The sequence below is a fragment of the Streptomyces sp. NPDC001732 genome (genome assembly GCF_053596315.1).
Map to the genome: position 1 here is coordinate 18,573 of NZ_JBSFFY010000038.1, position 24,606 is coordinate 43,178.

Below are 24,606 nucleotides of genomic sequence, written 5' to 3' on the forward strand. Positions count from 1 at the left end.
CATGACCCATCCCAGACGCCGCGCGGCAGCCGAGAAAATGGCCCTGGCCGCCCCGTCCGGCCTGCTGCGGGTGGTCATGGACCCCGACCCCACGGGCACCCCGTCGGTGCTGCGCACCGCGCTCGCCGCGTGGTCGGCGATCGAGGACGGGGCCACACATCAACTGGTGGTCCAGGACGACATGGTGTTGTCCGAATCCTTCTTCGACCGGGTCCGGCACGCGATCGAGGAGTTTCCCGACGCGGCCCTGGCCCTGTTCGCCCTCTGGGACTCCCGCAACGGGGCGGCCGTGCGGTTCGGGGCGATGGCGGGCGCCCGCTGGGTCGGCGCCGTCAACGAGTACTTCCCGTGCGTGGCGATCGTGCTGCCGCGCCGGGTCGCCGAGGGCTTCGTCACCTACGGCAGACAGCGCCTAGGCGGTTGGCCCGACGACATTCTGATGCATCGTTACTTGAGGGACAACGGCGTTCCGCGCTACGTCGCCGTGCCCAACCTCGCCGAGCACGAGGACCGCGGCTCGATCTCCGGCAACGCCTTCCGCGGCCCGCGCCGCTCGGTCTGCTTCCTGCCGGAGGACCGGGCGGGGGAGGAGGGCAGGACCCTCACCGGGCTGACGGTGCTGCCGTTCTTCAAGCACGGTGTCGCGCAGTGCGCGGTACGGGTCCCGGGCTCCGGCCCGCAACACTGGCTGCACCTCGACGCGGAACAGTACCTCCGCGGCGCCGGACTGCCCGCCTCTCTGCTGCGCCCGCCCCGCACCGGAGCGACCGGGGCGGACGTGCGGGGGACCTGGCTGACGGCCCTGACCATGGGGTTCGAGGCGGGCCGCACCGGACTCGCCGAGCCGCCCACGGCATCGGATACGTACCTGGAGGCGGTGGCGACGATCGGTCCGGGCGGCATCAGCAACGCCGGTACGGAGGAGCTGATCGCGCGCCGCCGCGAGCCCCTGGCCGAGGTGGCGCACCGGGCACTGCGGGCCGGGCGCGAAGCCGCCGCCGAGCACCGCCCGCACCGCCCGCGGCGGGCGGACGGCCTCGTCTGGCGCGGGGCGGCGACCCCGCTCGGCGAACACCTCGTGCGCAGGCTGGCCGACCGGCCGGAGCGTTTCGCCGCCGTGATCGACCTGACCCGACTCCACTGCGCACAACCGGAGGTGACGGTCCGTCCGCACGGCGAACCCGTCCCGTACACACTGGGCGTGGGGGAGGTCTACGGTCCGGGCTGCTCGCGCCACACCCTCGTCGGCCGCATGGTGTGGGACGCGCTGCGCAGCCGTCCCGTCACGGTCGTGGGCGACCCGGACGCCCCGGTGCGTCCCCTGTACGTCAACGACCTCGCCGACGCGATCGAGACGGTTCTGCGCGAGCGGCCGGAGAGCCACGACCTCGTGGTCGCGGCCGAGGAGCCGTGTACGACGGCCGAGTTGGCCCGGACCGTGCACGACGCCGTGCGGCCCGTACCGGTGCGCACGGCGCCGGGCGGCGACCCCGTCCGGCCCGCCCCGTCCGGCACCGGCCGGCCGCCCGGCTGGACACCCGCGACGACCCTGGCGCGTGGACTGCACGCCTTCGCCCAGTGGCTCGCCTACGAGGGAATCCTGCTCGAATCGGACGGACTGATGGACTGATCGACTGGCCGGCCGACACCCCTGCGGCCGGGAACCCGCCACGCCAAGTGCCGTCCTGCTGTGGACACTTCGGCCGGTCACGGAGGTTCTCGTCCGGCCGTGAGGCGTTCACGTGGCGGTCAGGGCCTGGGGCGAGAGGTTCTTGATCAGGGTGTTGCTCCAGCGCATCTGACGCAGCGTCCGGGAGTGGCACGTCGTGACCAGCCGCAGCAGCTCGGCGTCCCGGACCGCCTGCGCCGCCTGGGCCAGCATCTCCCAGTGCAGGGAGTTCTCGACCGCGCCCAGATGCAGGCGGACCAGGTCGCGCAGGAGGAGCGGAACGAGCTCCGGCCGGTCGGCCGCATCCTTTGTCGCGGCCGGGGCGGGCCCGGGGACCGGCAGGCTCGGCGGACCGTCGGGGACCGGCCCGTAGCGGGCGCCCGCCTCGGCCACCCGCAGGCAGTGCTCCTCGGACCACCGGGCGAGGTCCATCGCGACGTGGTGGACCTCGTGCTCGGAGCGATGGCGCTCGGCGACGAGGACGAGGTTCTCCGCGAGCCACCGCTCGCCGCGGTGCACCGCTCGCAGGGCCGGGGCGATGCCGTTCACCGCTCTTCTCCCTCGCCGGTGGCCCCGTACGGCTCGACGGTCTCCTCGACGAGCGCCGGGACGCCGCCTTCGGTGGCCGGGACGAGATGGGCGCGGGCGGGCGCGGAGGCCGTGTTGGTGGGGGCGGGCGAGTGCCGCCCCGCCCCCTTCTCCACCAGGCCGATCGCTGCGGCGGCCGTTTTGTACAGGGGCTGTTTGGAGGCCGGGTCCCAGGCGGTGACCGTCGTCTCGTTCGCGGCGCGACCGTGCGAGGAGTCCTGCGGGCCGTGGCCGCCGGGGGTGTCCCAGTACCCGTAGTGGAAGGGAACGAACAGCAGGCCGGGGCGGATGTCCGTGACGCGTACGCGTGCCCTCACCGACCCCCGTGGGCTCGTCACCTCCGCGAGGTCCCCCTCGGCGAGCCCCTGGGCCGCCGCGTCCGGGGCGGAGATCTCCACCCACACGTCGGGCGCCGCCGCGGCCAGCTGCGGGGCGCGGCCGGTCTTCGTACGGGTGTGGAAGTGGTAGAGGGTGCGCCCGGTCGTCAGCTGGAAGGGGTGGGAGCCGTCGGGCGACTCGTGCGGCGGGAGGTACTCGGCGCCCTTGAGCACGGCCTTGCCCGCGGGGTTGAGCGACCGGTACGCGACCTCTCCCACGGAGGCTCCGGTGAGGAGGTCCTTGCCGTAGCTCTCGCACACGTCCGGGTGGGCCCAGGTGATGCCGTCGGTGTACAGACGGCCGGTCCCGTCCGGGGCCCGTTCGTTGCAGGGCCACTGGATTCCGCTGCCGCTGCCGCGCAGTCCGTCGTAGGTGAGGCCGGTGTAGTCGCAGGAACGCCCGGCGCTGCAACGCTTCCACGCCTCGAAGGCCGATTCGGCGTCCGTCCAGGGGATCAGTGGGCCGCCGTCCTTGTCGCGGAAGTCCATCCGGGTCGCGTAGTCGAGAAGGATGTCGAGGTCCGGTCGTGCCCCGCCGGGCGGTTCGACGGCCTTCTCGGACAGGTGCACGGTGCGGTCGGCGTTGGTGAAGGTGCCGGTCTTCTCGCCCCAGGTCGCGGCGGGCAGTACGACGTCGGCCAGCTGCGCGGTCTCGGTGAGGAAGAGGTCCTGCACGACGACGAAGAGCTGTTCCCGGGACAGGACCGAGCGGATGCGGGACAGCTCGGGGAGGGACACGGCCGGGTTGGTGCCACTGATCCAGAGCATCCGGATAGTGCCCTGCTCCGCGTAGCGGAACATCTGCATGGCGTGGGTCGGCGGTGCGTAGTGCGGGATCGTGGCGGGCTCGACGTTCCACACCCGGGCCAGGTCGGCCACGTGCTCGTCGTTCTCCCAGTTGCGGAAGCCCGGCAGGTCCCCGTCGGCGCCGCACTCCCGGGTGTTCTGCGCGGTGGGCTGGCCGTTCATCTGCAGGATGCCGGCGCCGGGACGTCCGAGCATGCCCCGGATCAGGTGCAGATTGTTGATTTGCACGGCGGCGGCCGTGGCCTGGTGGGACTGGTAGACGCCCTGCAGCACGGTGGACAGCAGACTGTCGGCGGTGCCGAGTACTTCCGCCGCCTCACAGATCCGGGCGGCCGGTACGTCACAGATTTCCGCGGCCCATCGCGGGGTGCAGGCCGCGACCGTTTTCGCCAGGTCGTCGAAGCCCACGGTGTGGGCGCCGACGAAGTCCTCGTCGATGCGGCCGGTACGGATGATCTCGTGCAGGAGGGAGTTGAGCAGGGCCACGTTCGTCCCGCCGCGCGGGGCGAGGTGCACGGTCGACCGGCGGGCGACCGGGGTGGGACGCGGGTCCACGCACACCAGCCGGGGCGGGGCGCCGCCGTCGAGCCGGTCGAGGACGCGCATCCACTGAACCGGCTGGGTCTCCGCCGGATTGTGCCCGAACAGCGCGATGACGTCCGCGTGGTCGATGTCGTCGTAACTGCCGGGCTGGCCGTCGCAGCCGAAGGACTCCTTGAGCGCCTCGGCCGCGGTGGAGGTGCACAGGCGGGTGTTCCCGTCCAGATGACCGGTCCCGATGCCGGCACGGGCGATCACCGACAGGGTGTAGTACTCCTCCAGGAACAACTGGCCCGAGGTGTAGAAGCCGATCGCCCCGGGGCCCCGTTCGTCGAGGAGCGAACGGGAACACGACACGATCTTCTGCATCGCCGTTTCCCAGTCGCATTCCACCAGACGGTCCCCCCGCCGCACCAAGGGTGCGGTCAGCCGGTCGGGCGAGGCGTTCGCCTGCCAGCCGAAGAGGTCCTTGGGACCCAGCCGGCCCCGGTTGACCCGGTCGGCCGCCCGGCCGCGCACCCCGACCATGCGGCCCTCCCGGACCGCGATGTCCATGGCATCGCCGTTCGACTGCAGGATCGACGCGGTCCGCACCCACCGCTCCACGGAGCCGGGCTCCACTCCGTCGGCCAGATACGTGTCCACTCTCGACGGCCAGCTTCCATGGCGTCCGTACGGGGTGCGAGTGCCCCAGGGGTCGGCGATACGGTCCACCGGAGCGTGCACTGCCTGCCTCCCGAGATCATGGATTTCAGCACCGAGGAGCCGCCGCACGCCTTTTGGTGCGGGGCGGTGTCAGTTGCCGCGGCCGGCAAGCAGGTCACGGGCCCGGTCGACGAGCCCGACGCCGGGGGCGAGCAGCTTGTCGGCGGGAGGCGTGTCGGGGGCGGAGGGGTGCGGACGGGTGGGGGCCGTCCTCTTCGCACGGCGGACCTTCTCACCGAGGTCGTCCAGTGTCTCGGGCGTGCAGGCGGCGGCCAGCAGGGGGAACAGCCGTCCTTCCTCGTCGCGCACGTGGTCGGCGACCTCGAACTTCACCTTCGCGACCAGGTCGTTGAACTCCGTCTCCTCCGGCTGTCGGCTCTCCAGGTCCTTCAGGAGCCTTTCGACCTTGGCGTGATCGGCGAGTTCCTTGTCCGCCAGCTCGTCACCACCCTCCACGTACCGGCGCACGGCGGGATAGAGGTACTCCTCCTCGGCCACCGAATGCCGGACGAGTTCCGCGGTCAGCTCGTCCGCCAGCTTCCGCCGCCGCGGATCACCGACCGGCAGCGCCTCGATCCGGTCGAACAGTGCGTCGACCTCCCGGTGATCGACCGTGAGCTCCTCGATCGCGTTCCCGCCGTGTCCCACTTCCGTACCTCCGCCTCGTTCCGCCGTGGGCACCCGGGCAGGGCCACCGCTGGGCCGCTCACACCTCGTGGCGCGCACCGGACGATCTACCGCACGTGCCGGACGGACTCCTGCGGATTCCGCGCTCCTCACCGCGACAGCTCATGCTCCTCACTGCGACGGCTCACCGGACCACTCCGCACCACCCCACGGCACGCGGTGCCACAGCCGCGCTCCCGAGAACGCGCGAGCGGGGCCCGGCGCCTCTCGGTACCGTGAACAGAAGGGGGGCAAGGTGCCGGAACCATTCGTACGCGCCGGGGGGAAGGGGCCGCTCATGTGCCGATGGCTCGCCTACTCGGGACAGTCCGTGCTGCTCGGTGACCTGCTGTACAAGCCGGAGCACTCCCTCATCGACCAGAGCCTGCACGCGCGCATGGGCGTCGAGACGACCAACGGCGACGGCTTCGGCATCGGCTGGTACGGGCCCCACGCCGAGACTCCGGCGGTGATCCGCGACACCGGCCCGGCCTGGAACAACCGCAACCTCCGTGAGATCGCCGCGCACGTGCGCTCGCCACTGTTCTTCGCCCATGTGCGCGCCTCGACGGGAACGGCCGTGCAGCAGACCAACTGCCACCCCTTCCGGCACGGCCGCTGGATGTGGATGCACAACGGCGCGATCACCGATTTTCCCAGGCTGCGCCGGGAACTCGCCCTCGCCGTCGACCCCTCGCTCTTCTCCGCGCTCGAAGGCTCCACCGACTCGGAAGTGATGTTCTACCTGGCCGTCACGTTCGGTCTGGACCAGGACGCGCCCGGTGCCGTGGCCCGGATGGCGGGCTTCGTCGAACAGGTTGGCCGGCGGGCGGGGGTGGAGCATCCGCTCCAGATGACGGTGGCGGTGTCCGACGGGGAACGGCTGTGGACCTTCCGCTATTCGAGCAGCCGCGAATCCAGGTCGCTCTTCTACAGCCGCCGGGTGGACAGCGTGCGAGCACTCCACCCCGACCTGGAAGTCCTGAGGGGCATGTCCGACGAGACGCGGCTGGTGGTTTCCGAACCGCTGGGAGACCTGCCCGGCCTCTGGAACGAGGTGCCGGAGAGCAGCTACGGAGTGGTGCAGCCGGGCACCGACGAACTCCTTCCCTTCGAGCCGGTGGCCGCCTGAGGACCGGCCCCGGGACGGGGCTCCGGAGGCCCGGGAAGACCGTGCGGCCTTCCGCCGGGCGGGCCCGGGGAGGTCCGTGCGCGGGACGGTGCGGCGGACCTCGGCAGGGAGGCGGCGGGGCCGATTCCGGTGGATGCTTGAAAAAGGCATCTGCGAGCGGAGGTATGGCGTCGTGCGGACCGTGGGCGTCGAGGAAGAACTCCTTCTCGTGGACGCGGAGAGAGGCGAGGCCCAGGCCCTGTCGACGGCGGTGCTGGCCAGGGCGGGCTGCCGGACCCGGGGCGATTCGGTCTTCGAATCCGAACTCCACCGCCAGCAGCTGGAGTTCGCCACGACCCCGCAGACCTCGATGCACGACTTGGCGGAGGAGATCGTCCGCTGCCGCGCCGAGGCCGCCGAACACGCCGCGGACTCGGGCGCCGCCGTGGCCGCGCTGGCCACCTCGCCGCTGCCCGTCGGTCCGTCGATCGGCACGGGCGAACGGTACCAATGGCTGGAGCGGCGATTCGGCCTGACCGCGCAGGAACAACTGACCTGCGGATGCCACGTCCACGTGGCCGTGGCCTCGGACGACGAAGGCGTCGGCGTGCTGGACCGGGCGCGCCCGTGGCTGTCCGTGCTGCTGGCCCTGAGCGCCAACTCGCCTTTCTGGCAGGGCCGCGACAGCTCGTACAGCAGCTACCGGAGCAGGGTCTGGGACCGCTGGCCGTCGGCCGGCCCGGTGGAGGCGTTCGGGAGCGCCGAGCGTTACCACGCGCACGTGCGGGAACTGCTCGACACGGGGGTGCTGCGCGACAAGGGGATGGTCTACTTCGACGCACGGCTGTCGCACCGCTACCCCACGGTCGAGATCAGGGTGGCCGACGTCTGCCTCCACGCGGGGGACACGGCCCTGCTCGCCTCCCTGGTCCGCGGTCTGGTGGAGACGGCGGCCCGGCAGTGGCGGACCGGTGAGCCCCCGGCCCGGTTCGGCGCGGGGCTCCTGCGGATGGCCGCCTGGCAGGCCGGCCGGTGGGGGCTGGAGGACGATCTGCTCCACCCCCGCACCATGCGGCCCCGGCCCGCTCCGGAAGTGGTGGGCGCCCTGCTGGAACACGTACGCGAGGCCCTGGACGCCTACGGGGACCTGGACCCGGTCGAAGGAGCGCTGAGGTCCCTCCTGGCCCGGGGGACGGGCGCCCGGACCCAGCGCGAGCTGCTGCGCCGCACGGGCAGCCTGCGCGCCACTGTCCGCGAGTGCGTCGGCATCACCCGAGGGTGACGGGACCGCCGCCCGTCGCGGCACATCCCGGCCCGGACCGGAGACCCGCCCGGACGAACCCTTCGTGCGGCGTCCGCCACGGCCCGTACGGACCGTGACGCGAGGCACGGGCCCTTCCCGCGTCCGGTCGGGAAGCCTGCGAGCGAGACTCCCACAAAAGGCCTATATCATGAAATGGCGCTCTCGGTACGACGAGGGCACCACAGGGCAGCATGTCGTCTCCGCCTTCGGAGAGTAAAAACATGGCCGCAGCCGAAGAAGAAGAGACCGGGCGTCCCCGGCGTCCGTCCGGCAGGAAGACGGGCAGGAAAGCTGGCGACGGATCCGACGAAGGCCGCAGGAGCGAAGCCGAACGCGCAGCGCCCGGCGTTTCCGCACCCCAGGCCATGCGACGCGCGGCCGAGCAGCTGCGAGGGCTGCTGGGCAGGGCCCCGGAGTCGGTATCGGCCGTCAGACCGACCGACGACGGCTGGCAGGCGGACATAGAAGTCCTGGAACTGGAACGCGTCCCCAGCACCACGAGCATCATGGCGAGCTACCGGGTGCTGTTGGACGAGAAAGGCGAGCTGGTGGAGTACGAGCGCACCCGCCGTTACACGCGGGGACAGGTGGACCGCAACGGCTGAACGCCGGATGCCGCCGGTACGCGAAGGAAGGACGAAACGGCCGCACCCGGGTCGGGGCGAGCCACTGAAGGGAGGCACCCCATGACTGTGGTGCCGCAAGGCGGAGGAACCGTCGCCATGGGAGGCGGGGGCGGAGGCTCTGCCAATCTCTACGACATTCTCGATCTGATCCTCGATCGCGGCCTCGTCATCGACGTCTTCGCCCGGGTCTCACTGGTGGGCATCGAGATCCTCAAGATCGACGCCCGCGTCGTCGTGGCCAGCGTGGACACCTATCTGCGCTTCGCGGAGGCGTGCAACCGCCTCGACCTGGAAGCGGGGCGCAAGGCCCCCTCCAAGCTGACCGACCTGGTCGGAGAGGTGACCGAGGGCGTGACCGAGGGCGGCTCCCACGGCAAGGCGAAGGGCGCCCTGAGCGGGGCGGCCGAAGTCCTGAGCGATGTCCTCAGGGGAGGCGGGGGCGAGGACGACGAGGAAACCGAGGAGCTCGAGGAGCGGCAGGAACGGCCGCGACGTCGGCCCGCCGCCCGGCGCCGGAAGGAGTGAGTCATGGCCGTGTACGTCTACGCCATCGTCGCCAGGACACATCCCCAGCGCCTGAACGGCCTGACAGGGGTGGGGAATCCGCCGGAGAAACTCCGCACCGTGCACGGGGAGAAGCTGTCCGCCGTCGTCAGCGACGCCCCGGAGGGGCTGCGCCCCAAACGCCGGGACCTCGCCGCTCACCAGGCGGTCCAGGAGCACCTGATGGGCGAGGGCACGGTTCTTCCGCTGCAGTTCGGCTTCACCACGACGGACGACGAGGCGGTGCGGGCGGTGCTGGAGGAACGCACCGAGCAGTTCCTCGAACGCCTCCGGGCACTGGAAGGCTGCGTCGAGTACAACCTGAAGGCCGCGCAGGACGAGGACGCGCTGCTGCGGCAGATCCTCCGTGAGTCCGAAGAGGCGAACAGACTCAACGAAGAGATCAGGAGCGGCCGCGGCGGCCCGCAACTGCCGCTCGCGCTGGGGGAGCTGGTGGCCGGAGAAGTGCAGGCCAGACAGGGCCGGACAACCGACGGGATCGTGGAGGCACTGCGCGGTTTCGCGCGGGAGCACCATGTGTCCCGGCCGACGGGTGACGACTTCCTCAACGCGTCCTTCCTGGTGGACAGGGACGAGGAGAAGCCCTTCCTCGCCGCCGAGCAGGGCCTCGCGGAGGAACTCGGCCCCGACTACGAGCTGCGGCTGCGCGGCCCGCTGGCCCCGTACAGCTTCGTCTAGGAGGCGCGATGGGACTGCTCACCCAGCTCGTCACTCTTCCCCTGGCGCCCGTGCGCGGAGCGGTCTGGGTGATCGAACGCGTCGTCGAGGCGGCGGAGGACGAGTACTACGACCCCGGTCCGGTCGAGCGGGAACTCGCCGGGCTCGAACGACGGCTGCTGTCGGGAGAGATCGATGAGGACACCTTCGACCGGCGCGAGGACGAACTGCTGGACAGGCTGGACGAGATCAGGGCCCGGACGCGAGGGAGCACCGGCTGACCGAGGCCCCCGCCACCCGGCGGGAACCCGGACCGACGCGTTCGCCGGCGCGACGGAGGAGCAGGGAATCGAGGTGCGGCGACCGTGACCGAACCCGTTGCCAGGAGTCTGGGGGGCCTGCCGTCCCGGACCGGCCCCGGACCCTACGCCCAGCAGTCCTCGACCAATCTCGCCGACATCCTGGAGCGGGTCCTGGACAAGGGCATCGTCATCGCGGGCGACATACGCATCAACCTCCTGGACATCGAACTGCTCACCATCAAACTGCGCCTGCTGGTCGCGTCGGTGGACAAGGCCAAGGAAATGGGCATCGACTGGTGGGAGCACGACCCGTCGCTGTCCTCGCGCGCCCACGACGGATACCGCTCGCTCACCGAGGAGAACAGACGCCTGCGCGCCGAGGTCGAGGCGCTGCGCCGGGAGCCGGGGGCGTTGCCGGACGGGCGCGCGGAACCCGCCGACGCACCTTCCCACGACGCCCCCCACGACGAGCGGCCCGAACCGGCCGACGAACGGGACGAGCCATGACCGCCGTCGTCAGTTACGCGTACGCGGTCGCGCGGGACGCCCCGGCACTGGAGGAAACGCTGACGGACCTCTCCGGGGTGTCCGGGGCGCCGGTCCACCTGGTGCGTTCGGAATCCTGCGCCGGTCTGGCGGTCGCCGTGAGCCCGGTCTCCGGAAACGAATTCGGGGAGGCCGACCTGCGGTCGCGCCTGGAGGACCTGGACTGGCTGGAGGCCACGGCCCGCGCCCACCACCGGGTGATCGAGGCGCTCGCGGAACGCACGACCGTCCTGCCGCTCCGGCTGGTGACGGTGTATCTGGACGACGAGCGCGTGCGTTCCGTGCTCGAGGGCCGGTGCGACGCGTTCGATTCCCGGCTCGACGACTTGGCCTGTCGTGCCGAATGGGGCGTCAAGGTCTTCGTCGACGAACCGGCGGCCCAGCCCCCGAGAACCCGGCCGCCCGCCGGGGAACCGAGCCCCGGACGGGCCTACCTGAACCGCCGCAGGGCCCAGCGCAGCGCCCGCGAGGACGCCTACCACCACGCCGGACAAGCGGCCGAACGCATCGAGTCCGCCGCCCGGCCCTACGCGGTCGGCCGGGTCAGACACCGCCCGCAGCAGGGCGGGATCGCACCCAGGAGGGGAGAGAACGTCACCAACGACGCCTACCTGGTCCCGCTGCGGCACACCGAGGAGTTCCGGGCCGGTGTCGCACGCGCGGCGGAGGGACTCACGGGCGTGCACGTCGAGATCACGGGCCCGTGGGCCCCGTACTCGTTCGCTGCCCCCGACACCCCGGAGGACCGGGAGGAGGAAGCGCCGTGAGGCCCGTGGAAGGTCTGCCGGTCCCCGCCGGGGAACCGCTTCCCGACCGTCAAGTGGCGCTGATCGACCTGCTGGACCGGTTGCTCGGCGGAGGTGCCGTCCTCACCGGGGACATCGTGCTGTCGATCGCCGACATCGACCTCGTACGCATATCCCTGCGCACCCTGATGGTTTCCATCAGCGAGCAGAACCCCGCACCGTGGAACATCCGACCGCACTCGTAGGAGACGACGATGACCGGCGAGGAGCACCGGCCCCGCAGCCGCCTCGACGAGATCACCGAAGCCGCCGACCGCGCACTCCGGTCCCTGGCCGCCACGAGGGAGGACGCACCGAGCAGCCCTCGGCAACCGGTCCACAGGGTGATCGCGGACCCCGACACGGTGGAACGCGACCTCGTCAAACTCGTCCTCACCCTCGTCGAGTTGCTGCGACAGCTCATGGAACGCCAGGCCCTGCGCAGGGTCGATGCGGGGGACCTCACGGAGGAACAGGAGGAACGACTGGGGATGACACTGATGATCCTGCACGACCGCATGACCGAACTCTGCGCCCGGTACGGCCTCTCGATGAGCGACCTCAACCTGGACCTCGGTCCGCTCGGAACCCTGCTGCCTCCTCCCGAATGAGACCGCGCCGAATGAGACCGCGCGGTGCTCCGCCGCGGCCGGAGGGAACCGGTGGTCGCCGCCGGGTCATCGGCCGCCCGGACCCGCACCGGGCAACCGCACCCGCACCCGCACGATGCCCTCGTGATCCACCCGGACGCGGAAGGTCGGCTGCGGAGCGGTGGCCGGGCCGCGCACGTTGGCGCCGTCCGACAGCCGGAAGACACTGCCGTGCCAGGGGCACTCCACGCACCCGTCGGCGATCCTGCCCTCGGACAGGGGCCCCGAGAAATGACTGCAGCGCTCGGCGAGGACATGCACCCGCCCGTCCCGCTCCCGGAACACCAGAAGGGGCACCTCTCCCAACTCCCGACGGACCGCCACGCCCACCGGGAAGTCCTCCACCTCGCCCACGGGATGCCAGCCCTCTTCCAGCAGGTGCGCGACCGGTTCGGTCTTGTTGGACCCGGCCGCCTGCCGGTAGGCGAGGTGGCCGCCCAGCAGCCCGCCGACACCGACGGCACACAGCCCCGCGAACCCGAGCGCCCTCGCCAGGACCGGACGGCCGCCCCGGCCGCGGTGCGCCCACGAACCGGCGTACAACGCGACGGCGGTGGTGACGGACGCCGAGTGGACCAAGCCGGTGCGCATCTGCTCCGGGTGCTGCTCCGCCCAGTCCACCCAGCCGGCCAGTGCCGCGGGCACCGCTCCGAGGACCCCCACGCCCACCAGCACCCGCGCACCGCGACGGCTTCCGGGAACGAAGTCCAGCACCGCCGCCGACAGCCACGCGCCCATGGGGACCTGCACGAGGGCGGGGTGCAGCGGATGCCCGATCGGCAGACCGTGCAGGACATCGCGGGAGAGACCCAGGGGCAGCCCTCGCACCACCCGGCGCAGCGGGAAGGACACCGCATCGAGCTTCTCCGCACGGCCCAGCGCGTCGAGGCACCGCAGGAGAAGCCGCTCGGCGCGGGCGGTGCCACCCCTCACCGTGCCACCGCACGGACCGGGGCCGGTGAATTCCGTACTTCTCGTTGAAGGCCGCATGGCAGGCGTTTGCCATGCGCGTACGATCCCCAAACGTCCGGGTCGCGGCGCCACTCCGGTGGTTGCGGGACAGCGGAGTCACGCGGGGGAACCGGGCACGCGGGGGCGCCAGGGGGGCGGGGGAGCCGGGGGCGCCCCCGCCGGGCCGGGCGGCCTCATTCCTCCTCGTCCTCCGCGTCCTCCTCCTCGTCCTCGGCTTCCTCGGCGTCGTCCTCCTCCCATTCGTCATCCGCCTCCGGTTCCTCGTCCTCCTCGTCGGGCTCGCCCTTCTCGCCCGCTTCGTCCTCCTCGTCTTCCTCGTCCGTTTCCCCGGGCTCTTCGTCCCTCTGCGCTTCCTCGTCCTCAACGGCTTCTTCGTGGGTCCGTACGACCTCGCCGTCCCGGATCTCGCCCCGCCAGCCCTCGGGCGTTTCCTCGGTGAGGGTGACGTAGCGCTGGAAGTGCTTGAGGTCCAGCCGCAGCCTCCGGCCCTGGGCGCGCCAGAGGTTTCCCGTCTTCTCGAACAGCCCGGACGCGTAGTACTCGACGACCAGCACGATGCGGGTCAGCCCGGGGGTCAGTTCGTGGAAACTCACGGCGCCCCGTGTCGAGCCCTTGCTCCCCTCGGAATTCCAGACGATGCGCTCGTCGGGAACCTGCTCCCGGACGGTCGCCTTCCAGCCCCGCGTCGAGGGGCCCACCTTGACCTTCCAGTCGCTCGTCGTCTCGTCGGCCATCGAGACGTTGCGCACACCCTTGGTGAACCTGCTGAACCTTTCGTACTGCGTCCAGTGGTCGTAGGCCGTGCGCAGGGGAACGCCCACGTCGATCACTTCGACCATGTTGGTGACCTTCCGGTCTCCCGGTCCGCTTCCGCTGCCGACGGAGGAGGAGCCCTTCACCTTGGCCAGGAGCTTGTCCTTGACCCCCTTCGCCGTCCCGGACAACACCGCCTTGACGGGGGAGTCTCCGCCGAGGAGGCCCGCTCCCACGCGGGAGAGCACCCCGCCGTTGGCCGCGACGTCGGTCAACTGGTCCGTCACGTCGAACAGCTTGTCGCTCGCCCGCTCCGCCAGATCTCCGATTCGAGCCGTCAGGTAGTCCGCCAGCTCGTCACGGAGCCGGTCGAGCCCCGACTCCGCGGTCTCCTGCTGCCGTTGTGTCATGACTGGTCACCTTCGGTGCTCGGTGCGGGACGATGTCTTCTTCCCGGCGGAAGAGGACTTCTCCCGCGGCGCGGCCTTCCCGGTGGCTTTCCCCTTCGTCGGGGGTTTCCTGGAAGGTGTCGTCTTCTTGGCCGGTCCCCGCTTGCGTCCGCCCGTCTTCTCGGCGTCCTCTCCTTCCGCGCGAGCGGAGGAGGACTTCGCCGGGGTGCGATTTCCCTTGCCCCGCCCCACCCCGCTGCGCGAACCGCGACCGCGCGGCTCCTTCTCCTCCTTCTCCGCCTCCTCGTCCTCCTCCGGCTCGTATTCCTCCTCGTCCTCCTCCTCGTCCCCGCCGGCGTTCTCCAGCCGGAGGGTTCGTTCCCGGACGGAATCGGCGAGTGCGGAGAGACGGCGGTCGGCAGCCGTGGAAACGGCCTCGCGGCCGGCCGTCATCAGCTCTCCGCGCAGTTGGTCGCCCAAATCCGCGACCTGCGGAATCTCCCCGAGCTTCTTCACGCCCTGGGTCACGAGGCTCCGCGGATCGATCCCGAGCCGGCGTCCTGCCAGGTAGGAAGCCGCGGTGAGAGCGAGGCGTCCTTTCTTGGTGCGCCCCAGGACGTAGCCGCCCGCCAGTGCCGCGGCGAGCAACAGCTTGTTTCCTTCGGTCATGGGTGATTCACCCTCTCGTGGGCGTCGAGCAGGAATCGCACCGCGGCGGAATCGATTTCTCGCCGCGGGAATCGCCGCGCGATCCGCCGTGCTTCTTGCCGGAACACCTGTCGGCCACCTCGCGCAGCGCAAAGCGGACTCGTTCCCCGAAGCGGCGAACGGCCCGTATTCTCCTCAAGGCCGGGCGGGCCTCGTCGGGCAGTTCTCCCACCCCGCAGGCCGCCTCCGGTCACACGACGGAAACACGCCCTAGCGGGCAGGCGGCACCTGCGGCGGAGTGCGGTCGATGCCGCCACTCATCTTCTTCTTCGCCTCGCCCTTGGCCTGCTCGATCCTGCCCTCGGCTTCCTTGCGCCGGTTGCCCGTCAACTTGCCCAAGGCTTCTTTCGCCTTGCCCTTGATCTTGTCCTTGCCGCTTCCGTGAGTCATTACGACTCCTCCGATGGGGGATTTCGCTCTCCCTACCAAAATTAGTTCCTTCAGGGGGCATCGGCGCGGTGTGGTGGGGACGCCGAGGCCGGGGATCGCAGGGAGGACCGGACGCACCGCGGTTCGGTCCCGGCGTTCCCCGACCACGTGATCGGCCCAACGATTCCCACGTCACGGGCCCGAGTTCCTGTGGCGTGGGACAGGCATCGCGCGTGCAATGGGAAGGAGTCCCCCTCCCGTCGCCGCGGCCGAATTCCGTGCCGCGGCCAACCCCAGGAGCTGTCATGCCGGCCGGATCGAGCAAGAAGCGTGAGCGCCAGTACGAGCATGTCAAGGAAAGCGCCGAGGAGCGCGGAGCTTCGAAGGAACGCGCGAAGGAACTCGCCGCACGTGTGGTGAACAAGGAACGCGCACGGTCGGGTGAGGCCCGCACGTCGAGCAGAACCTCCACCCGTGACCCGAAATCCTCCTCCCAGCGCGGCGGGGAACGTTCCCACGGCGGATCCCAGGGCCCCACGCGCGACCAGCTGTACGAGGAGGCGAAGAAGAAGCACATCGAAGGCCGTTCGTCCATGAACAAGCAACAACTGCGCGAGGCGCTCGGCCGCTGAACCGCGGATCTCCCGCCTCGGAGCCGACGCGGACGGCCGCCGCGCGGCCCCTCACGGGCACGGGCCCACGGAGGTTCCCCTGTCCGCGTCGACGGCGGCCGCAGGAGATCGTTCCCGGGCCGGGCGGGGCGGCGCGGTGGTCGTGCGGAGTGCGAGCCCGCCGACCGCACCACGAGCCGCCGCCCCGCCCGACGAAAGGCGTACCACCATGACCCGCTCCGCCCTGTTCGACGTCGACGGCACGCTCGTGGACACCAACTACCTGCACGTGACCGCGTGGTGGGAGGCATTGCGGCAGGCCGGGCACACGGTGCCGATGACCGCGGTGCACGACGCCATCGGCCTCGGCCCGGCGGACCTCCTCGACCATCTCCTCGGAACGGACCGGGACCGCGAGCAGGACACCCGTATCAGCGACGCCCACACCGCGCTCTACGCCACCTGTTTCGAGCGGCTGCCCGCCCTCGACGGCGCGGCCGACCTGTTGCGTGCCCTGGCGTCGAGGGGCTGGAAGGTCGTGCTGGCCACATCGGCGTCCGACCGTGAACTTGCCGCGCTGCGCCGGGCACTCGACGCCGACGACGCCATCGCGGGGGCGACGAGCGCGGACGACGTGGGGGAGGGGAAGCCCGCCCCCGAGCCCTTCCGCCGGGCCATGGAGATCGTCGGCGGGACCGGCGACCGGACGGTCTGCACGGGGGACTCCGTCTGGGACATGCGTGCAGCGGCCGGAGCGGGCGTGACCCCCGTCGCCCTGCTCACCGGAGGGGTCTCCCGAGCGGCCCTCGAAGAGGCCGGGGCGGTCGAGACCTATCGGAGCCCGGCAGACCTCCTCGCGCGTCTGGACACCAGCGTGTTCGCGCGAATGGAGTCGATGTCCCAGTGACCAAAGGAGTTTGACATGCAGTCAGAAATGACCCCGCGGCATCGACCGGTACGGCCGGGCGTGCGGTCTGCCGGGGGAGACGGTCTCGCACGGACCCCGGGAGCCTGCAGTGCCGGCTCCGTCGCCCCGACTCAGATCAGCGGCACCACGATGGCGACCACCAGCACGATGATCACGACCACGACGATCCACACCCACGGAGACCGGTGCTTGGGGGACGGATCTTCCGGCCCGCCTCCACGGGGCCGGTCCTCGGGAAGCTCGGCGTTCTCGGGCCGGTCACGGCGGTAGAACTCGGAGTCGGACATGGAGAAGCCCTCCTCTCGCTTCGGCGCCCCTCGCGGGACGCCCCACGTTCTCCATACTCCCACTTCCGGTTCCGTCGCGAAGCGGACGCCGCGGCCCGCCGGACGGGTCCGTACGGCCTCTTCGGGGCGGGGAGGCGGAGCCCGCCACGGCACGAGGGCCTTGCTCGGCCATTGCGGTACGTTCTGCCGCCCGGGGCAGGGACGTGCGCGGGAGCGGGTAAGGGACGTGCGCGGGAGCGGGTAGTCGAGAATCGCGTCCGCGCCGCAGATCGCGCGGTCCGGACGAGCGGTGCGTCCAGTGTGTTCTCCCGCGGATCCCGGAACGGGGGCGGGCCCGGGGCGGCCCCTCTCCCGCAGCGCGGGAAGCCGGGCCCGGCGCTCCCCCGTCGTGAAGAAAGGTGCTTCTCATGCCCAGGACGGTCGTCGTCACCGGAGCGAGTGCCGGGATCGGGCGTGCGACCGCCCGGGAGTTCGCCCGCCGGGGTGACCGGGTCGGGCTCGTCGCGCGAGGACTGACGGGGCTGCGCGCCGCGGCGGACGAACTGCGGGAACTGGGGGCCGAGGCACTCGTCGTCCCGGCGGACATGGCCGATCACACCGCCGTGCACGCTGCGGCCGAGCGCATCGAGAGCGTCCTCGGTCCTGTCGACGTGTGGGTCAATGTGGCCTTCGTGTCGGTGTTCGCGCCGTTCACCGAGATCGGTCCGGAGGAGTTCCGGCGCGTCACCGAGGTCAGCTACCTGGGATACGTGAACGGCACGCGCGCGGCACTGGCGCGGATGCTGCCCCGGGACAGCGGCACGATCGTGCAGGTGGGGTCGGCGCTGGCAGTGCGTTCCATCCCGCTGCAGTCGGCGTACTGCGGGGCCAAGCACGCCGTGAACGGATTCACGTCCTCGGTCCGCACCGAGCTCATGCACCGACGGAGCGGCGTACGGATCACCGCGGTGCAACTGCCGGCGGTCAACACACCGCAGTTCTCCTGGAGCCTGTCCCGGCTGCCCCGGCACCCGCAGCCCGTTCCACCCATCTACCAGCCGGAGGTCGCCGCCCGCGCCGTGGTGCACGCCGCCGACCACCCCCGACGCAAGCAGTACTACGTGGGGGCGTCGACCGTGGCCACCATCCTGGCCGACAAGGTCGCCGCCGGGCTGCTGGACCGCTATCTCGCACGCACCGGCTACGACTCGCAGCAGACCGGAGAAACCGCCCCGGCCCATCGGCCCGACAACCTCTGGCAACCGCTGGACGGAGCGGGCGCCACCGCACGCGACTACGGCGCCCACGGCGTGTTCGACGACCGGGCCCACGGCCGCTGCGCGCAGATGTGGCTCTCCCGGCACGCCCGGCCGATCTGCTCCCTCTCCGCGCTCGCCGCCGGAGGAGTCGCCCTGCGCGCATGGCGCAACCGGCGCCCCTGAGCACCCGGCGTGCCGACCGCGGGAACACCACCCGCCGTGTGCGTCCACGGCGCCGGTGTCTCCGGCCGGGCGGATGCCCCTGCGCGCGCTGTCCGGGACCGGAGCCCTGTGGCAGCTTTTTGTGTGAGCGCCGTGCCCCTGATCTGCGTAATGCGGCGGTACGTGCCGGGCGGCCCCCATAGTGCGCAGTGGCGCGGTGTGTGCCGTGGGCGCGCTTCTCGGTGTGCCACCCGCAAGCCGAAGAGGAGTTGACCGGTGCTTCTGTTCCCCAGCCGCAGACGCATGCTCAAGGAGAGGGCACGCCGGACCGTCCGGGAGGCCTACGTCGCGGCCGACCGCCGGACACCCCTCTCGGAGGTGGCCGGGGGGATGATGCGCAAGGCGTTCCCGGACCACTGGTCGTTCCTCCTGGGGGAGCTGGCGCTGTACAGCCTGGTCGTCCTGGTGCTGACCGGAAGCTTTCTGACGTTGTTCTTCGACCCCGGCATGAAATCGGGGCCCTACCTCGGCTCCTACGCTCCCCTGCACGGTCTGCCGGTCTCCCAGGCATACGCCTCGACCCTGCACATCAGCTTCGACGTGCGGGGCGGACTGCTGATCCGGCAGATGCACCACTGGGCGGCGCTGCTCTTCGTCGCGGCCCTGGGCGTGCACATGCTCCGGGTGTTCTTCACCGGCGCGTTCCGCCGGCCCCGGGAGGTCAACTGGACGGTGGGCGTGACGCTGTTCCTCCTCGCCCTCCTGGAGGGTTTCTGCGGCTACTCCCTGCCCGACGACCTGCTGTCCGGAACGGGCATGCGCACCGCGAACACCATCGTGACCTCCCTCCCCGTCGTGGGCACGTACCTGAGCCATTTCCTGTGGGGCGGTTCGTTCCCCGGCCATGTCATCCTCCCGCGCCTCTACATCGTCCACGTCCTCTTCGTCCCCGCTCTCCTCATCGCCCTGGTGCTGCTCCACCTGGTGATGGTCGTCTACCTGAAACACACCCAGTGGGCGGCTCCCGGCAGGACCAACCGCAACGCGGTGGGGCAGCCGATGGTTCCGCACTTCGCCGCCAAGTCGACGGGGCTGAGCCTGATGGTCGCCGGGGTCACCGCCTGGCTCGGCGCCACCGCCCAGATCAATCCGGTCTGGAGCTACGGCCCCTACCGGGCGGATCAGGTCTCCCTCGACTCCCAGCCCGACTGGTACGTCGGATTCCTGGAAGGCGCGCTGCGCCTCATGCCCCCGTGGGAGAACACGGTGGCGGGACACACGCTCATGTGGAACGTGCTCGTCCCCGCGGTGCTGTTGCCCGGCCTGGTCTTCCTGGTCCTCTACCTCTATCCCTTCTTCGAGAAGTGGGTCACGGGCGACGACATGGAACACCACCTGTGCGACAGGCCGCGGGACCGTCCCACGCGCACCGGCCTGGGAGCGGGGGCCGTCGTCTTCTACGCGGTCCTGCTGCTGGCGGGCGGCAACGACGTCACGGCCCTCGTCTTCCGCGTCTCGGTGGAAACACTGACGTGGATTCTCCGGATCGCGCTGGTCCTCGCGCCGGTGATCGCCTACCTCGTCACCAAACGGGTGTGTCTCGCCCTGCAGGCGCGCGAGCGTCAACTCATGCGGGAGGGGCTGGAGACGGGGCAGATCGAGCAGAACGTCTACGGCGCGATCAGCGAAAGCCGTCGGCAGCTCGACGGTGCCCGACGTCACCGGGCACTGGTGAGGGACGTTCCCCTGCCGCTCGCCGCGCCCGGCGGCCGGGCGACGCGCCGGGCCCGGCTCCGCTCCCTGCTGAGCCGCTGGTACTACCGCGACCGGGTCGACATGCCGACGACCGAGGAACAGCGGGCCGAGATCTCGGAGAGGCTCAAGGACCCGGTGGGCGAGCCGGAGGAACGGTAGGAACACGCCCCCCGGGGCCGGTCCGCGAAGGCCGTGCCGGACGGCCCTGCCACAGCACTAGTCGTCCTCCCGCCCGGCGAACTGGAACGTCATGCCGAGCACCCCGGCGAGGGTGATCCCGAGACCGAGGAGGAACAGGAAGAGCGCGTAGACCACGCCCAGGCCGATCAGCGCCGCCCCCACGGCGACGACCACCGGAAAGATGCTGTACGGGGGGAAGAAGCCCATGGGACCGGAACGTTCCCGGATCTCCGATTCCGGGCGGTCCTCGGGCCTCGCACCCTTCCTGCGATGGTTCGTCCCGCAGAAGAAGGCGATGAGCGCCGACATGAGGAAGGAGACGGTCAGGACCGCGACACCGACGGGTTCGCGCGCGAAGCAGGCGTAGACGACATCGGTGACCAGGAAGAACAGGGCCACACCGGCGAAGAGTTGGGCTTCCGGTTTCATTCGCCCCGCCCCCCGAGCGTGTCCGGGGTCGGCGTGCCGCCGCTCTCCGCCGCTCCGGGGCCGAGCACCTCGGGATGGTTCAGATCGAAGGCGGGCGAGTCGGAACGGATTCGTGGCAACGCCTCGAAGTTGTGCCGCGGCGGGGGACAGGAGGTGGCCCATTCGAGTGAACGGCCGAATCCCCAGGGGTCGTTCACCTTCACCTCGGGGGCGTACCTGGCGGTCCTCCAGACGTTGTAGAGGAAGGGCAGGGTGGAGACTCCGAGCAGGAAGGAGCCTGCCGAGGAGACGGTGTTGAGCACGGTGAAGTCGTCGGCCGCGAGGTAGTCCGCGTACCGGCGGGGCATTCCCTTCTCGCCGAGCCAGTGCTGGACGAGGAAGGTGATCTGGAAACCGGCGAACAGGGTCCAGAAGTGGATTGCGCCGAGCCGTTCGTCGAGCATTTTCCCGGTCATCTTGGGCCACCAGAAGTAGAAGCCGCCGAACATGGCGAAGACGATCGTGCCGAACAGCACGTAGTGCAGATGGGCGACGACGAAGTAGCTGTCGGTGACGTGGAAGTCCAGGGGCGGTGAGGCGACGAGGACCCCGCTCAGCCCGCCGAGCAGGAAAGTGGCGAGAAAACCCAGGGCCCAGAGCATCGGGGTCTCGAACGAGAGGCTTCCGTTCCACATCGTGCCGATCCAGTTGAAGAACTTCACCCCGGTCGGCACCGCGATCAGGAACGACATGAGCGAGAAGAAGGGGAGCAGGACGGCTCCCGTGGCGAACATGTGGTGGGCCCAGACGCTGGCCGAGAGCATGGTGATGGCGATGGTGGCGCCCACCATCCCGACATAGCCGAAGACGGGTTTTCGGCTGAACACCGGCAGGATCTCGGTCACCACGCCGAAGAAGGGCAACGCGACGATGTAGACCTCGGGGTGCCCGAAGAACCAGAACAGGTGCTGCCAGAGCAGGGCCCCGCCGTTGGCGGGATCGTAGACGTGCGCACCGAACTTGCGGTCCGCCATCAGCGCCAGCAGGGCCGCCGTCAGCACGGGGAACGCCAGCAGCACCAGGAGCGAGGTGAAGAGGACGTTCCAGGTGAAGATCGGCATGCGGAACATCGTCATGCCCGGGGCGCGCAGACAGACGATCGTGGCGATGAAGTTCACGGATCCCAGAGTGGTGCTGATGCCGCTCAGGACCAGCCCCATCGCCCACAGGTCGCCCCCGGCCCCGGGCGAGCGGATGGCGCTGTTCAGCGGGGCGTAGGCGAACCAGCCGAAGGAGGCGGCACCGCCGGGCACGATGAGTCCGCTGACGACGATCAGGCCCCCGAAGAGGAACAGCCAGTAGGTCAGCGCGTTGAGCCGGGGGAACGCCACGTCGGGCGAGCCGATCTGCAGCGGCATGACGGCGTTCGCGAACCCGGCGAAGGTGGGCGTCGCGAACAGCAGCATCATGATCGTGCCGTGCACGGTGAACAACTGGTTGTACTGGGTCGGGTCCAGGATCTGCATGCCCGGCCGCGCCAGCTCGGCACGCATGATCATCGCCAGCGCCCCGGCGAACAGGAAGAAGGCGAACGAGGTGACGAGGTACATGTTGCCGATCGTCTTGTGATCGGTCGTCGTCAGGATCTCCCGGATCCGACAGCCCGCCCGCATCCGGGGGTTGTCGGCCACGTCCTCCTCCGGGAGGGTCTCCCGTGGGTGTGCCAGCCGTGCCATGGTGCCTCCGCGGTTCCGGGTGGCGGCAGTGGCCGGGCCCACCGTCGCGCCTGCTGGGTAGCCTCTTGCGATCGGTCGGAAACCTGCCTGTGAGCTGATTGGCCGTCACGACGTACCGATGGCGCCCGGTGGCACGGAAACGCCGGCGACCCGACGGGGGAGGGGCTCGCGCCGACCCCGCCGGACGATGCGGCGGCGGGTGACGGGCCGGGGCACCGGTTCTCCACCGGTATGAACGAAACCGGACCGCGGGGGATTCGCTGCCGAACGGGTGAGAGTCCTCCGGCGGCGCAGGCGCCGGGCCCCACCGCACGTCCCGCCGTGGACGGGCCGTTCAGGACGGAGGCGTCGCGAGCCGGGCGGCGCTCTCCAGGAACAGGGCGTGGACGAAGGCCTGGGGGAGGTTCCCGCGGAGCTGCCGCTGGCGGATGTCGTACTCCTCGGCGAAGAGCCCCGCCGCGCCACAGGCGGCACGACCGCGCTCGAACCACCGCAGGGCTTCTTCCCGGTGACGCTGCTGGTGCTCGGCGAGCGCCATGACGTACCCGCAGAGCAGGAAGGCGCCCTCCGCCTCCTCCAGCGGCCGTTCGTCGTGCCGGAACCGGTAGGCGTAGTGACCGGTGGTCAGCTCCCGCCCGTACGCGCGCAGTGTCGCCCGTGTTCTCGGGTCCTCGGCCGGCAGCGCGCCGCGCAGCGGTGGCAGCAGCAGCGCCGCGTCGACCCGCGGGTCGCCGGGGGAGCGCTGCCAGCGGCCGGAGGGGTGGAGGCCGACGGCCGAGGTCTCGGCCACGATCCGGTCGGCGAGCGCGGCCAGGGAAGCGGCACGCCCGGCAGGGGCGACGCCGGCCGACGCGCGCAGGCCGGCCGCGCAGATCAGCCGGCTGTGGGTCCACCGGCGGTTCTCCAACTCCCAGATTCCGGCGTCGGGTTCGTTCCGGCGACGGGCGATGGCCTCGGCTGCGACGCGGGCGGCTCCTCGGCCGTCGTTGTCGAGTCGGCCGAGCCGCTGGGCGGATGAGAGGAGCAGCAGCGCCTCGCCGAAGACGTCGAGCTGGAACTGCCGGTTCACCCGGTTGCCGACCCGGTCGTACCCGCCCGGGTAGCCGGGCAGACCCAAGGTGCGCTGGTCCGGAACCGGGCCGCCCGTCACGGTGTAGGCGGGGGACAGCCGCGGACCGTCCTCGTGCAGACGGGCGGTCACGAACCGCACCGCGTCGTCCAGCAGCGCGTGTTCGCCGCAGGCCGCCGCGGCCTGCCCCACGTAGCACTGGTCGCGGATCCACACGTAGCGGTAGTCGTAGTTGCGGCCCTCCTCGGCACGTTCGGGCAGGCTCGTCGTGGCGGCGGCGACCGTCCCGCCCGTGGCACCGGTCAGACCGCGCAGCACGGCGCAGGAGCGCCGGGCGTCCCCGGGCGCGAGCGTCGACGCCAGGACGGGTACCGCTTCGTCCCAGGCGTTCTCCGTCGCCGCCCACGCCCGCGACGCCACCACCGGGTCGCCGAGCGGCCGGTCGCAGATCTCCAGCACCAGATCGCGGGACCTTCCGGGGGCCAGCGCGATCTCCGCGGTCAGCCCCGTGGCCCGGAACGCCCGGCGCACGGGCCGCGCCTCCTTCGCCCCGCTCCACCGCCACCGCAGGGCGCCGCTCCGCCCGGTCCAGACGCCCTCGTCGTCCCGGTGGACGCTCCGGGCGGGCTCCGTGCCGAAACCCGCGCACGGCTCCAGGCACACCACGAGCTCGGCGGGCGCGTCCAGGGCCATGATCCGGCGCAACAGGACGGCCCGGTGCGGATCGCCGGGAAGCACGAGGGCGTCGTGGCATTCGACGACGCCCCGTTCGGTGACCCACCGGTTGCACCAGACGAGGCTGCCGTCCCGGTAGTAGCCGCCCCTCACGAAGCGCCCGCGCGGGGTGACCGTGTAGTGCCCGGCACCTCCGACGAGGGCGGCGAACACGGCTTCGGAGTCCCAGCGCGGCGCGCACAGCCACGGGATGTCCCCACGGGGGCCGACGAGGGCGCCGCGCTCGCCGTCGGCGATCAGCGCGTAGTCGCGCAGCGCATGGGGCTGGGGGGTGCCGCCGCGGGGCGGACGGAAGCGGTTCACACCTAGGGCCTTTCGTCTGGATCAGGCCGGGCTCGCGTGCCCCGGTGCGCACGCTCGCCGCGTTGTCGTCACTCGCCATGGCTCCGCCATGACTCCCTCCTCCGCCT

The 24,606-nt window shown here is 71.1% G+C and carries 26 protein-coding genes; 15 read left to right on the forward strand and 11 right to left on the reverse strand.

The window, feature by feature from the left end:
* The first annotated feature begins 1 nt into the window (after position 1).
* A complete protein-coding gene (locus ACWCXX_RS28235; RefSeq protein ID WP_451132009.1) occupies positions 2 to 1,630 on the forward strand; it encodes a hypothetical protein in 1,629 nt (542 codons plus the stop codon).
* Between the two features lie 108 nt (positions 1,631 to 1,738).
* Here the strand turns inward: ACWCXX_RS28235 and ACWCXX_RS28240 are convergent, their stop codons facing one another.
* The 3 genes from ACWCXX_RS28240 to ACWCXX_RS28250 form a co-directional block, all read right to left on the reverse strand.
* A complete protein-coding gene (locus tag ACWCXX_RS28240; RefSeq protein WP_451132011.1) occupies positions 1,739 to 2,218 on the reverse strand; it encodes a hypothetical protein in 480 nt (159 codons plus the stop codon).
* On the reverse strand, positions 2,215 to 4,707 hold the full coding sequence (locus ACWCXX_RS28245; RefSeq protein WP_451132013.1) for a molybdopterin oxidoreductase family protein: 2,493 nt from the start codon (positions 4,705 to 4,707) through the stop codon (positions 2,215 to 2,217). The genes ACWCXX_RS28240 and ACWCXX_RS28245 overlap by 4 nt, the downstream gene beginning before the upstream one ends.
* Before the next feature lie 69 nt (positions 4,708 to 4,776).
* Positions 4,777 to 5,334, reverse strand: a complete 558-nt coding sequence (locus tag ACWCXX_RS28250) for a hemerythrin domain-containing protein (RefSeq protein ID WP_451132015.1) — start codon at positions 5,332 to 5,334, stop codon at positions 4,777 to 4,779.
* 316 nt (positions 5,335 to 5,650) lie between these two features.
* Between ACWCXX_RS28250 and ACWCXX_RS28255 the strand changes: the two genes are divergently transcribed.
* The 10 genes from ACWCXX_RS28255 to ACWCXX_RS28300 all read left to right on the forward strand — a co-directional run bounded on the left by ACWCXX_RS28255 (position 5,651) and on the right by ACWCXX_RS28300 (position 11,857).
* Positions 5,651 to 6,484 (forward strand): class II glutamine amidotransferase, encoded by an 834-nt coding sequence (locus tag ACWCXX_RS28255; protein WP_451132017.1) that lies wholly within the window; start codon positions 5,651 to 5,653, stop codon positions 6,482 to 6,484.
* Between the two features lie 133 nt (positions 6,485 to 6,617).
* Positions 6,618 to 7,745, forward strand: coding sequence for a glutamate--cysteine ligase (locus tag ACWCXX_RS28260; RefSeq protein ID WP_451132019.1), 1,128 nt, complete (start codon positions 6,618 to 6,620; stop codon positions 7,743 to 7,745).
* Positions 7,746 to 7,987: 242 nt separating this feature from the next.
* On the forward strand, positions 7,988 to 8,371 hold the full coding sequence (locus tag ACWCXX_RS28265; RefSeq protein WP_451132021.1) for a gas vesicle protein GvpO: 384 nt from the start codon (positions 7,988 to 7,990) through the stop codon (positions 8,369 to 8,371).
* Between the two features lie 81 nt (positions 8,372 to 8,452).
* Positions 8,453 to 8,917, forward strand: coding sequence for a gas vesicle protein GvpJ (gene gvpJ, locus ACWCXX_RS28270; RefSeq protein ID WP_451132023.1), 465 nt, complete (start codon positions 8,453 to 8,455; stop codon positions 8,915 to 8,917).
* 3 nt (positions 8,918 to 8,920) lie between these two features.
* The gene (locus tag ACWCXX_RS28275) at positions 8,921 to 9,634 is read left to right on the forward strand and encodes a GvpL/GvpF family gas vesicle protein (protein WP_451132025.1); all 714 of its coding nucleotides are present in this window, start codon (positions 8,921 to 8,923) and stop codon (positions 9,632 to 9,634) included.
* A gap of 8 nt (positions 9,635 to 9,642) precedes the next feature.
* Entirely contained in the window at positions 9,643 to 9,894 is a 252-nt protein-coding gene (locus tag ACWCXX_RS28280; protein ID WP_451132027.1) for a gas vesicle protein GvpG, read from the forward strand.
* Positions 9,895 to 9,978: 84 nt separating this feature from the next.
* Positions 9,979 to 10,422: a gas vesicle protein GvpJ gene (gvpJ, locus tag ACWCXX_RS28285; protein WP_451132029.1), complete on the forward strand. Its 444-nt coding sequence runs from the start codon at positions 9,979 to 9,981 to the stop codon at positions 10,420 to 10,422.
* Positions 10,419 to 11,228, forward strand: a complete 810-nt coding sequence (locus ACWCXX_RS28290) for a GvpL/GvpF family gas vesicle protein (RefSeq protein ID WP_451132031.1) — start codon at positions 10,419 to 10,421, stop codon at positions 11,226 to 11,228. Before gvpJ (ACWCXX_RS28285) ends, ACWCXX_RS28290 begins: the two co-directional genes overlap by 4 nt.
* Positions 11,225 to 11,452, forward strand: a complete 228-nt coding sequence (locus tag ACWCXX_RS28295) for a gas vesicle protein (RefSeq protein WP_451132033.1) — start codon at positions 11,225 to 11,227, stop codon at positions 11,450 to 11,452. The genes ACWCXX_RS28290 and ACWCXX_RS28295 overlap by 4 nt, the downstream gene beginning before the upstream one ends.
* 9 nt (positions 11,453 to 11,461) lie before the next feature.
* Positions 11,462 to 11,857 (forward strand): gas vesicle protein K, encoded by a 396-nt coding sequence (locus ACWCXX_RS28300; RefSeq protein ID WP_451132035.1) that lies wholly within the window; start codon positions 11,462 to 11,464, stop codon positions 11,855 to 11,857.
* Between the two features lie 66 nt (positions 11,858 to 11,923).
* Here the strand turns inward: ACWCXX_RS28300 and ACWCXX_RS28305 are convergent, their stop codons facing one another.
* The 4 genes from ACWCXX_RS28305 to ACWCXX_RS28320 all read right to left on the reverse strand — a co-directional run bounded on the left by ACWCXX_RS28305 (position 11,924) and on the right by ACWCXX_RS28320 (position 15,108).
* Positions 11,924 to 12,829 (reverse strand): Rieske 2Fe-2S domain-containing protein, encoded by a 906-nt coding sequence (locus ACWCXX_RS28305; protein WP_451132037.1) that lies wholly within the window; start codon positions 12,827 to 12,829, stop codon positions 11,924 to 11,926.
* A 212-nt stretch (positions 12,830 to 13,041) separates the two neighbouring features.
* A complete protein-coding gene (locus tag ACWCXX_RS28310; RefSeq protein ID WP_451132039.1) occupies positions 13,042 to 14,031 on the reverse strand; it encodes an SRPBCC family protein in 990 nt (329 codons plus the stop codon).
* A gap of 6 nt (positions 14,032 to 14,037) precedes the next feature.
* Positions 14,038 to 14,679 (reverse strand): histone protein, encoded by a 642-nt coding sequence (locus ACWCXX_RS28315; protein WP_451132041.1) that lies wholly within the window; start codon positions 14,677 to 14,679, stop codon positions 14,038 to 14,040.
* Between the two features lie 249 nt (positions 14,680 to 14,928).
* On the reverse strand, positions 14,929 to 15,108 hold the full coding sequence (locus tag ACWCXX_RS28320; protein ID WP_451132043.1) for a CsbD family protein: 180 nt from the start codon (positions 15,106 to 15,108) through the stop codon (positions 14,929 to 14,931).
* A gap of 284 nt (positions 15,109 to 15,392) precedes the next feature.
* Between ACWCXX_RS28320 and ACWCXX_RS28325 the strand changes: the two genes are divergently transcribed.
* Both ACWCXX_RS28325 and ACWCXX_RS28330 read left to right on the forward strand, forming a co-directional pair.
* Positions 15,393 to 15,719, forward strand: coding sequence for a plasmid stabilization protein (locus ACWCXX_RS28325; protein ID WP_451132045.1), 327 nt, complete (start codon positions 15,393 to 15,395; stop codon positions 15,717 to 15,719).
* A 208-nt stretch (positions 15,720 to 15,927) separates the two neighbouring features.
* Entirely contained in the window at positions 15,928 to 16,605 is a 678-nt protein-coding gene (locus ACWCXX_RS28330) for an HAD family hydrolase (RefSeq protein ID WP_451132047.1), read from the forward strand.
* A 131-nt stretch (positions 16,606 to 16,736) separates the two neighbouring features.
* Here ACWCXX_RS28330 and ACWCXX_RS28335 read toward each other — a convergent pair whose 3' ends face one another.
* On the reverse strand, positions 16,737 to 16,913 hold the full coding sequence (locus ACWCXX_RS28335) for a hypothetical protein (RefSeq protein WP_451132049.1): 177 nt from the start codon (positions 16,911 to 16,913) through the stop codon (positions 16,737 to 16,739).
* Positions 16,914 to 17,320: 407 nt separating this feature from the next.
* Between ACWCXX_RS28335 and ACWCXX_RS28340 the strand changes: the two genes are divergently transcribed.
* Positions 17,321 to 18,334 carry an SDR family oxidoreductase gene (locus tag ACWCXX_RS28340; protein WP_451132051.1) on the forward strand — a complete coding sequence of 338 codons (1,014 nt, stop codon included), beginning with the start codon at positions 17,321 to 17,323 and terminating at the stop codon, positions 18,332 to 18,334.
* 282 nt (positions 18,335 to 18,616) lie between these two features.
* The gene (gene qcrB / locus ACWCXX_RS28345; protein ID WP_451132097.1) at positions 18,617 to 20,227 is read left to right on the forward strand and encodes a cytochrome bc1 complex cytochrome b subunit; all 1,611 of its coding nucleotides are present in this window, start codon (positions 18,617 to 18,619) and stop codon (positions 20,225 to 20,227) included.
* Positions 20,228 to 20,284: 57 nt separating this feature from the next.
* On the opposite strand, the gene ctaF is transcribed toward qcrB, so the two are convergent.
* The 3 genes from ctaF to ACWCXX_RS28360 all read right to left on the reverse strand — a co-directional run bounded on the left by ctaF (position 20,285) and on the right by ACWCXX_RS28360 (position 24,499).
* Positions 20,285 to 20,677 (reverse strand): aa3-type cytochrome oxidase subunit IV, encoded by a 393-nt coding sequence (ctaF, locus tag ACWCXX_RS28350; protein WP_451132053.1) that lies wholly within the window; start codon positions 20,675 to 20,677, stop codon positions 20,285 to 20,287.
* Positions 20,674 to 22,392, reverse strand: coding sequence for an aa3-type cytochrome oxidase subunit I (gene ctaD, locus ACWCXX_RS28355; RefSeq protein ID WP_451132055.1), 1,719 nt, complete (start codon positions 22,390 to 22,392; stop codon positions 20,674 to 20,676). Before ctaD ends, ctaF begins: the two co-directional genes overlap by 4 nt.
* Before the next feature lie 334 nt (positions 22,393 to 22,726).
* The gene (locus ACWCXX_RS28360; RefSeq protein ID WP_451132057.1) at positions 22,727 to 24,499 is read right to left on the reverse strand and encodes a glycoside hydrolase family 15 protein; all 1,773 of its coding nucleotides are present in this window, start codon (positions 24,497 to 24,499) and stop codon (positions 22,727 to 22,729) included.
* Between the last annotated feature and the right edge of the window lie 107 nt (positions 24,500 to 24,606).

Coding starts and splice junctions, on each gene's coding strand:
- ACWCXX_RS28235 (WP_451132009.1), top strand. CDS start 2: ATGACCCATCCCAGACGCCGCGCGGCAGCCGAGAAAATGGCCCTGGCC.
- ACWCXX_RS28255 (WP_451132017.1), top strand. CDS start 5,651: ATGTGCCGATGGCTCGCCTACTCGGGACAGTCCGTGCTGCTCGGTGAC.
- ACWCXX_RS28260 (WP_451132019.1), top strand. CDS start 6,618: ATGCTTGAAAAAGGCATCTGCGAGCGGAGGTATGGCGTCGTGCGGACC.
- ACWCXX_RS28265 (WP_451132021.1), top strand. CDS start 7,988: ATGGCCGCAGCCGAAGAAGAAGAGACCGGGCGTCCCCGGCGTCCGTCC.
- gvpJ (WP_451132023.1), top strand. CDS start 8,453: ATGACTGTGGTGCCGCAAGGCGGAGGAACCGTCGCCATGGGAGGCGGG.
- ACWCXX_RS28275 (WP_451132025.1), top strand. CDS start 8,921: ATGGCCGTGTACGTCTACGCCATCGTCGCCAGGACACATCCCCAGCGC.
- ACWCXX_RS28280 (WP_451132027.1), top strand. CDS start 9,643: ATGGGACTGCTCACCCAGCTCGTCACTCTTCCCCTGGCGCCCGTGCGC.
- ACWCXX_RS28290 (WP_451132031.1), top strand. CDS start 10,419: ATGACCGCCGTCGTCAGTTACGCGTACGCGGTCGCGCGGGACGCCCCG.
- ACWCXX_RS28300 (WP_451132035.1), top strand. CDS start 11,462: ATGACCGGCGAGGAGCACCGGCCCCGCAGCCGCCTCGACGAGATCACC.
- ACWCXX_RS28310 (WP_451132039.1), bottom strand. CDS start 14,031: ATGACACAACGGCAGCAGGAGACCGCGGAGTCGGGGCTCGACCGGCTC.
- ACWCXX_RS28315 (WP_451132041.1), bottom strand. CDS start 14,679: ATGACCGAAGGAAACAAGCTGTTGCTCGCCGCGGCACTGGCGGGCGGC.
- ACWCXX_RS28320 (WP_451132043.1), bottom strand. CDS start 15,108: ATGACTCACGGAAGCGGCAAGGACAAGATCAAGGGCAAGGCGAAAGAA.
- ACWCXX_RS28325 (WP_451132045.1), top strand. CDS start 15,393: ATGCCGGCCGGATCGAGCAAGAAGCGTGAGCGCCAGTACGAGCATGTC.
- ACWCXX_RS28330 (WP_451132047.1), top strand. CDS start 15,928: ATGACCCGCTCCGCCCTGTTCGACGTCGACGGCACGCTCGTGGACACC.
- ACWCXX_RS28335 (WP_451132049.1), bottom strand. CDS start 16,913: ATGTCCGACTCCGAGTTCTACCGCCGTGACCGGCCCGAGAACGCCGAG.
- ACWCXX_RS28340 (WP_451132051.1), top strand. CDS start 17,321: ATGCCCAGGACGGTCGTCGTCACCGGAGCGAGTGCCGGGATCGGGCGT.
- qcrB (WP_451132097.1), top strand. CDS start 18,617: ATGCTCAAGGAGAGGGCACGCCGGACCGTCCGGGAGGCCTACGTCGCG.
- ctaF (WP_451132053.1), bottom strand. CDS start 20,677: ATGAAACCGGAAGCCCAACTCTTCGCCGGTGTGGCCCTGTTCTTCCTG.
- ctaD (WP_451132055.1), bottom strand. CDS start 22,392: ATGGCACGGCTGGCACACCCACGGGAGACCCTCCCGGAGGAGGACGTG.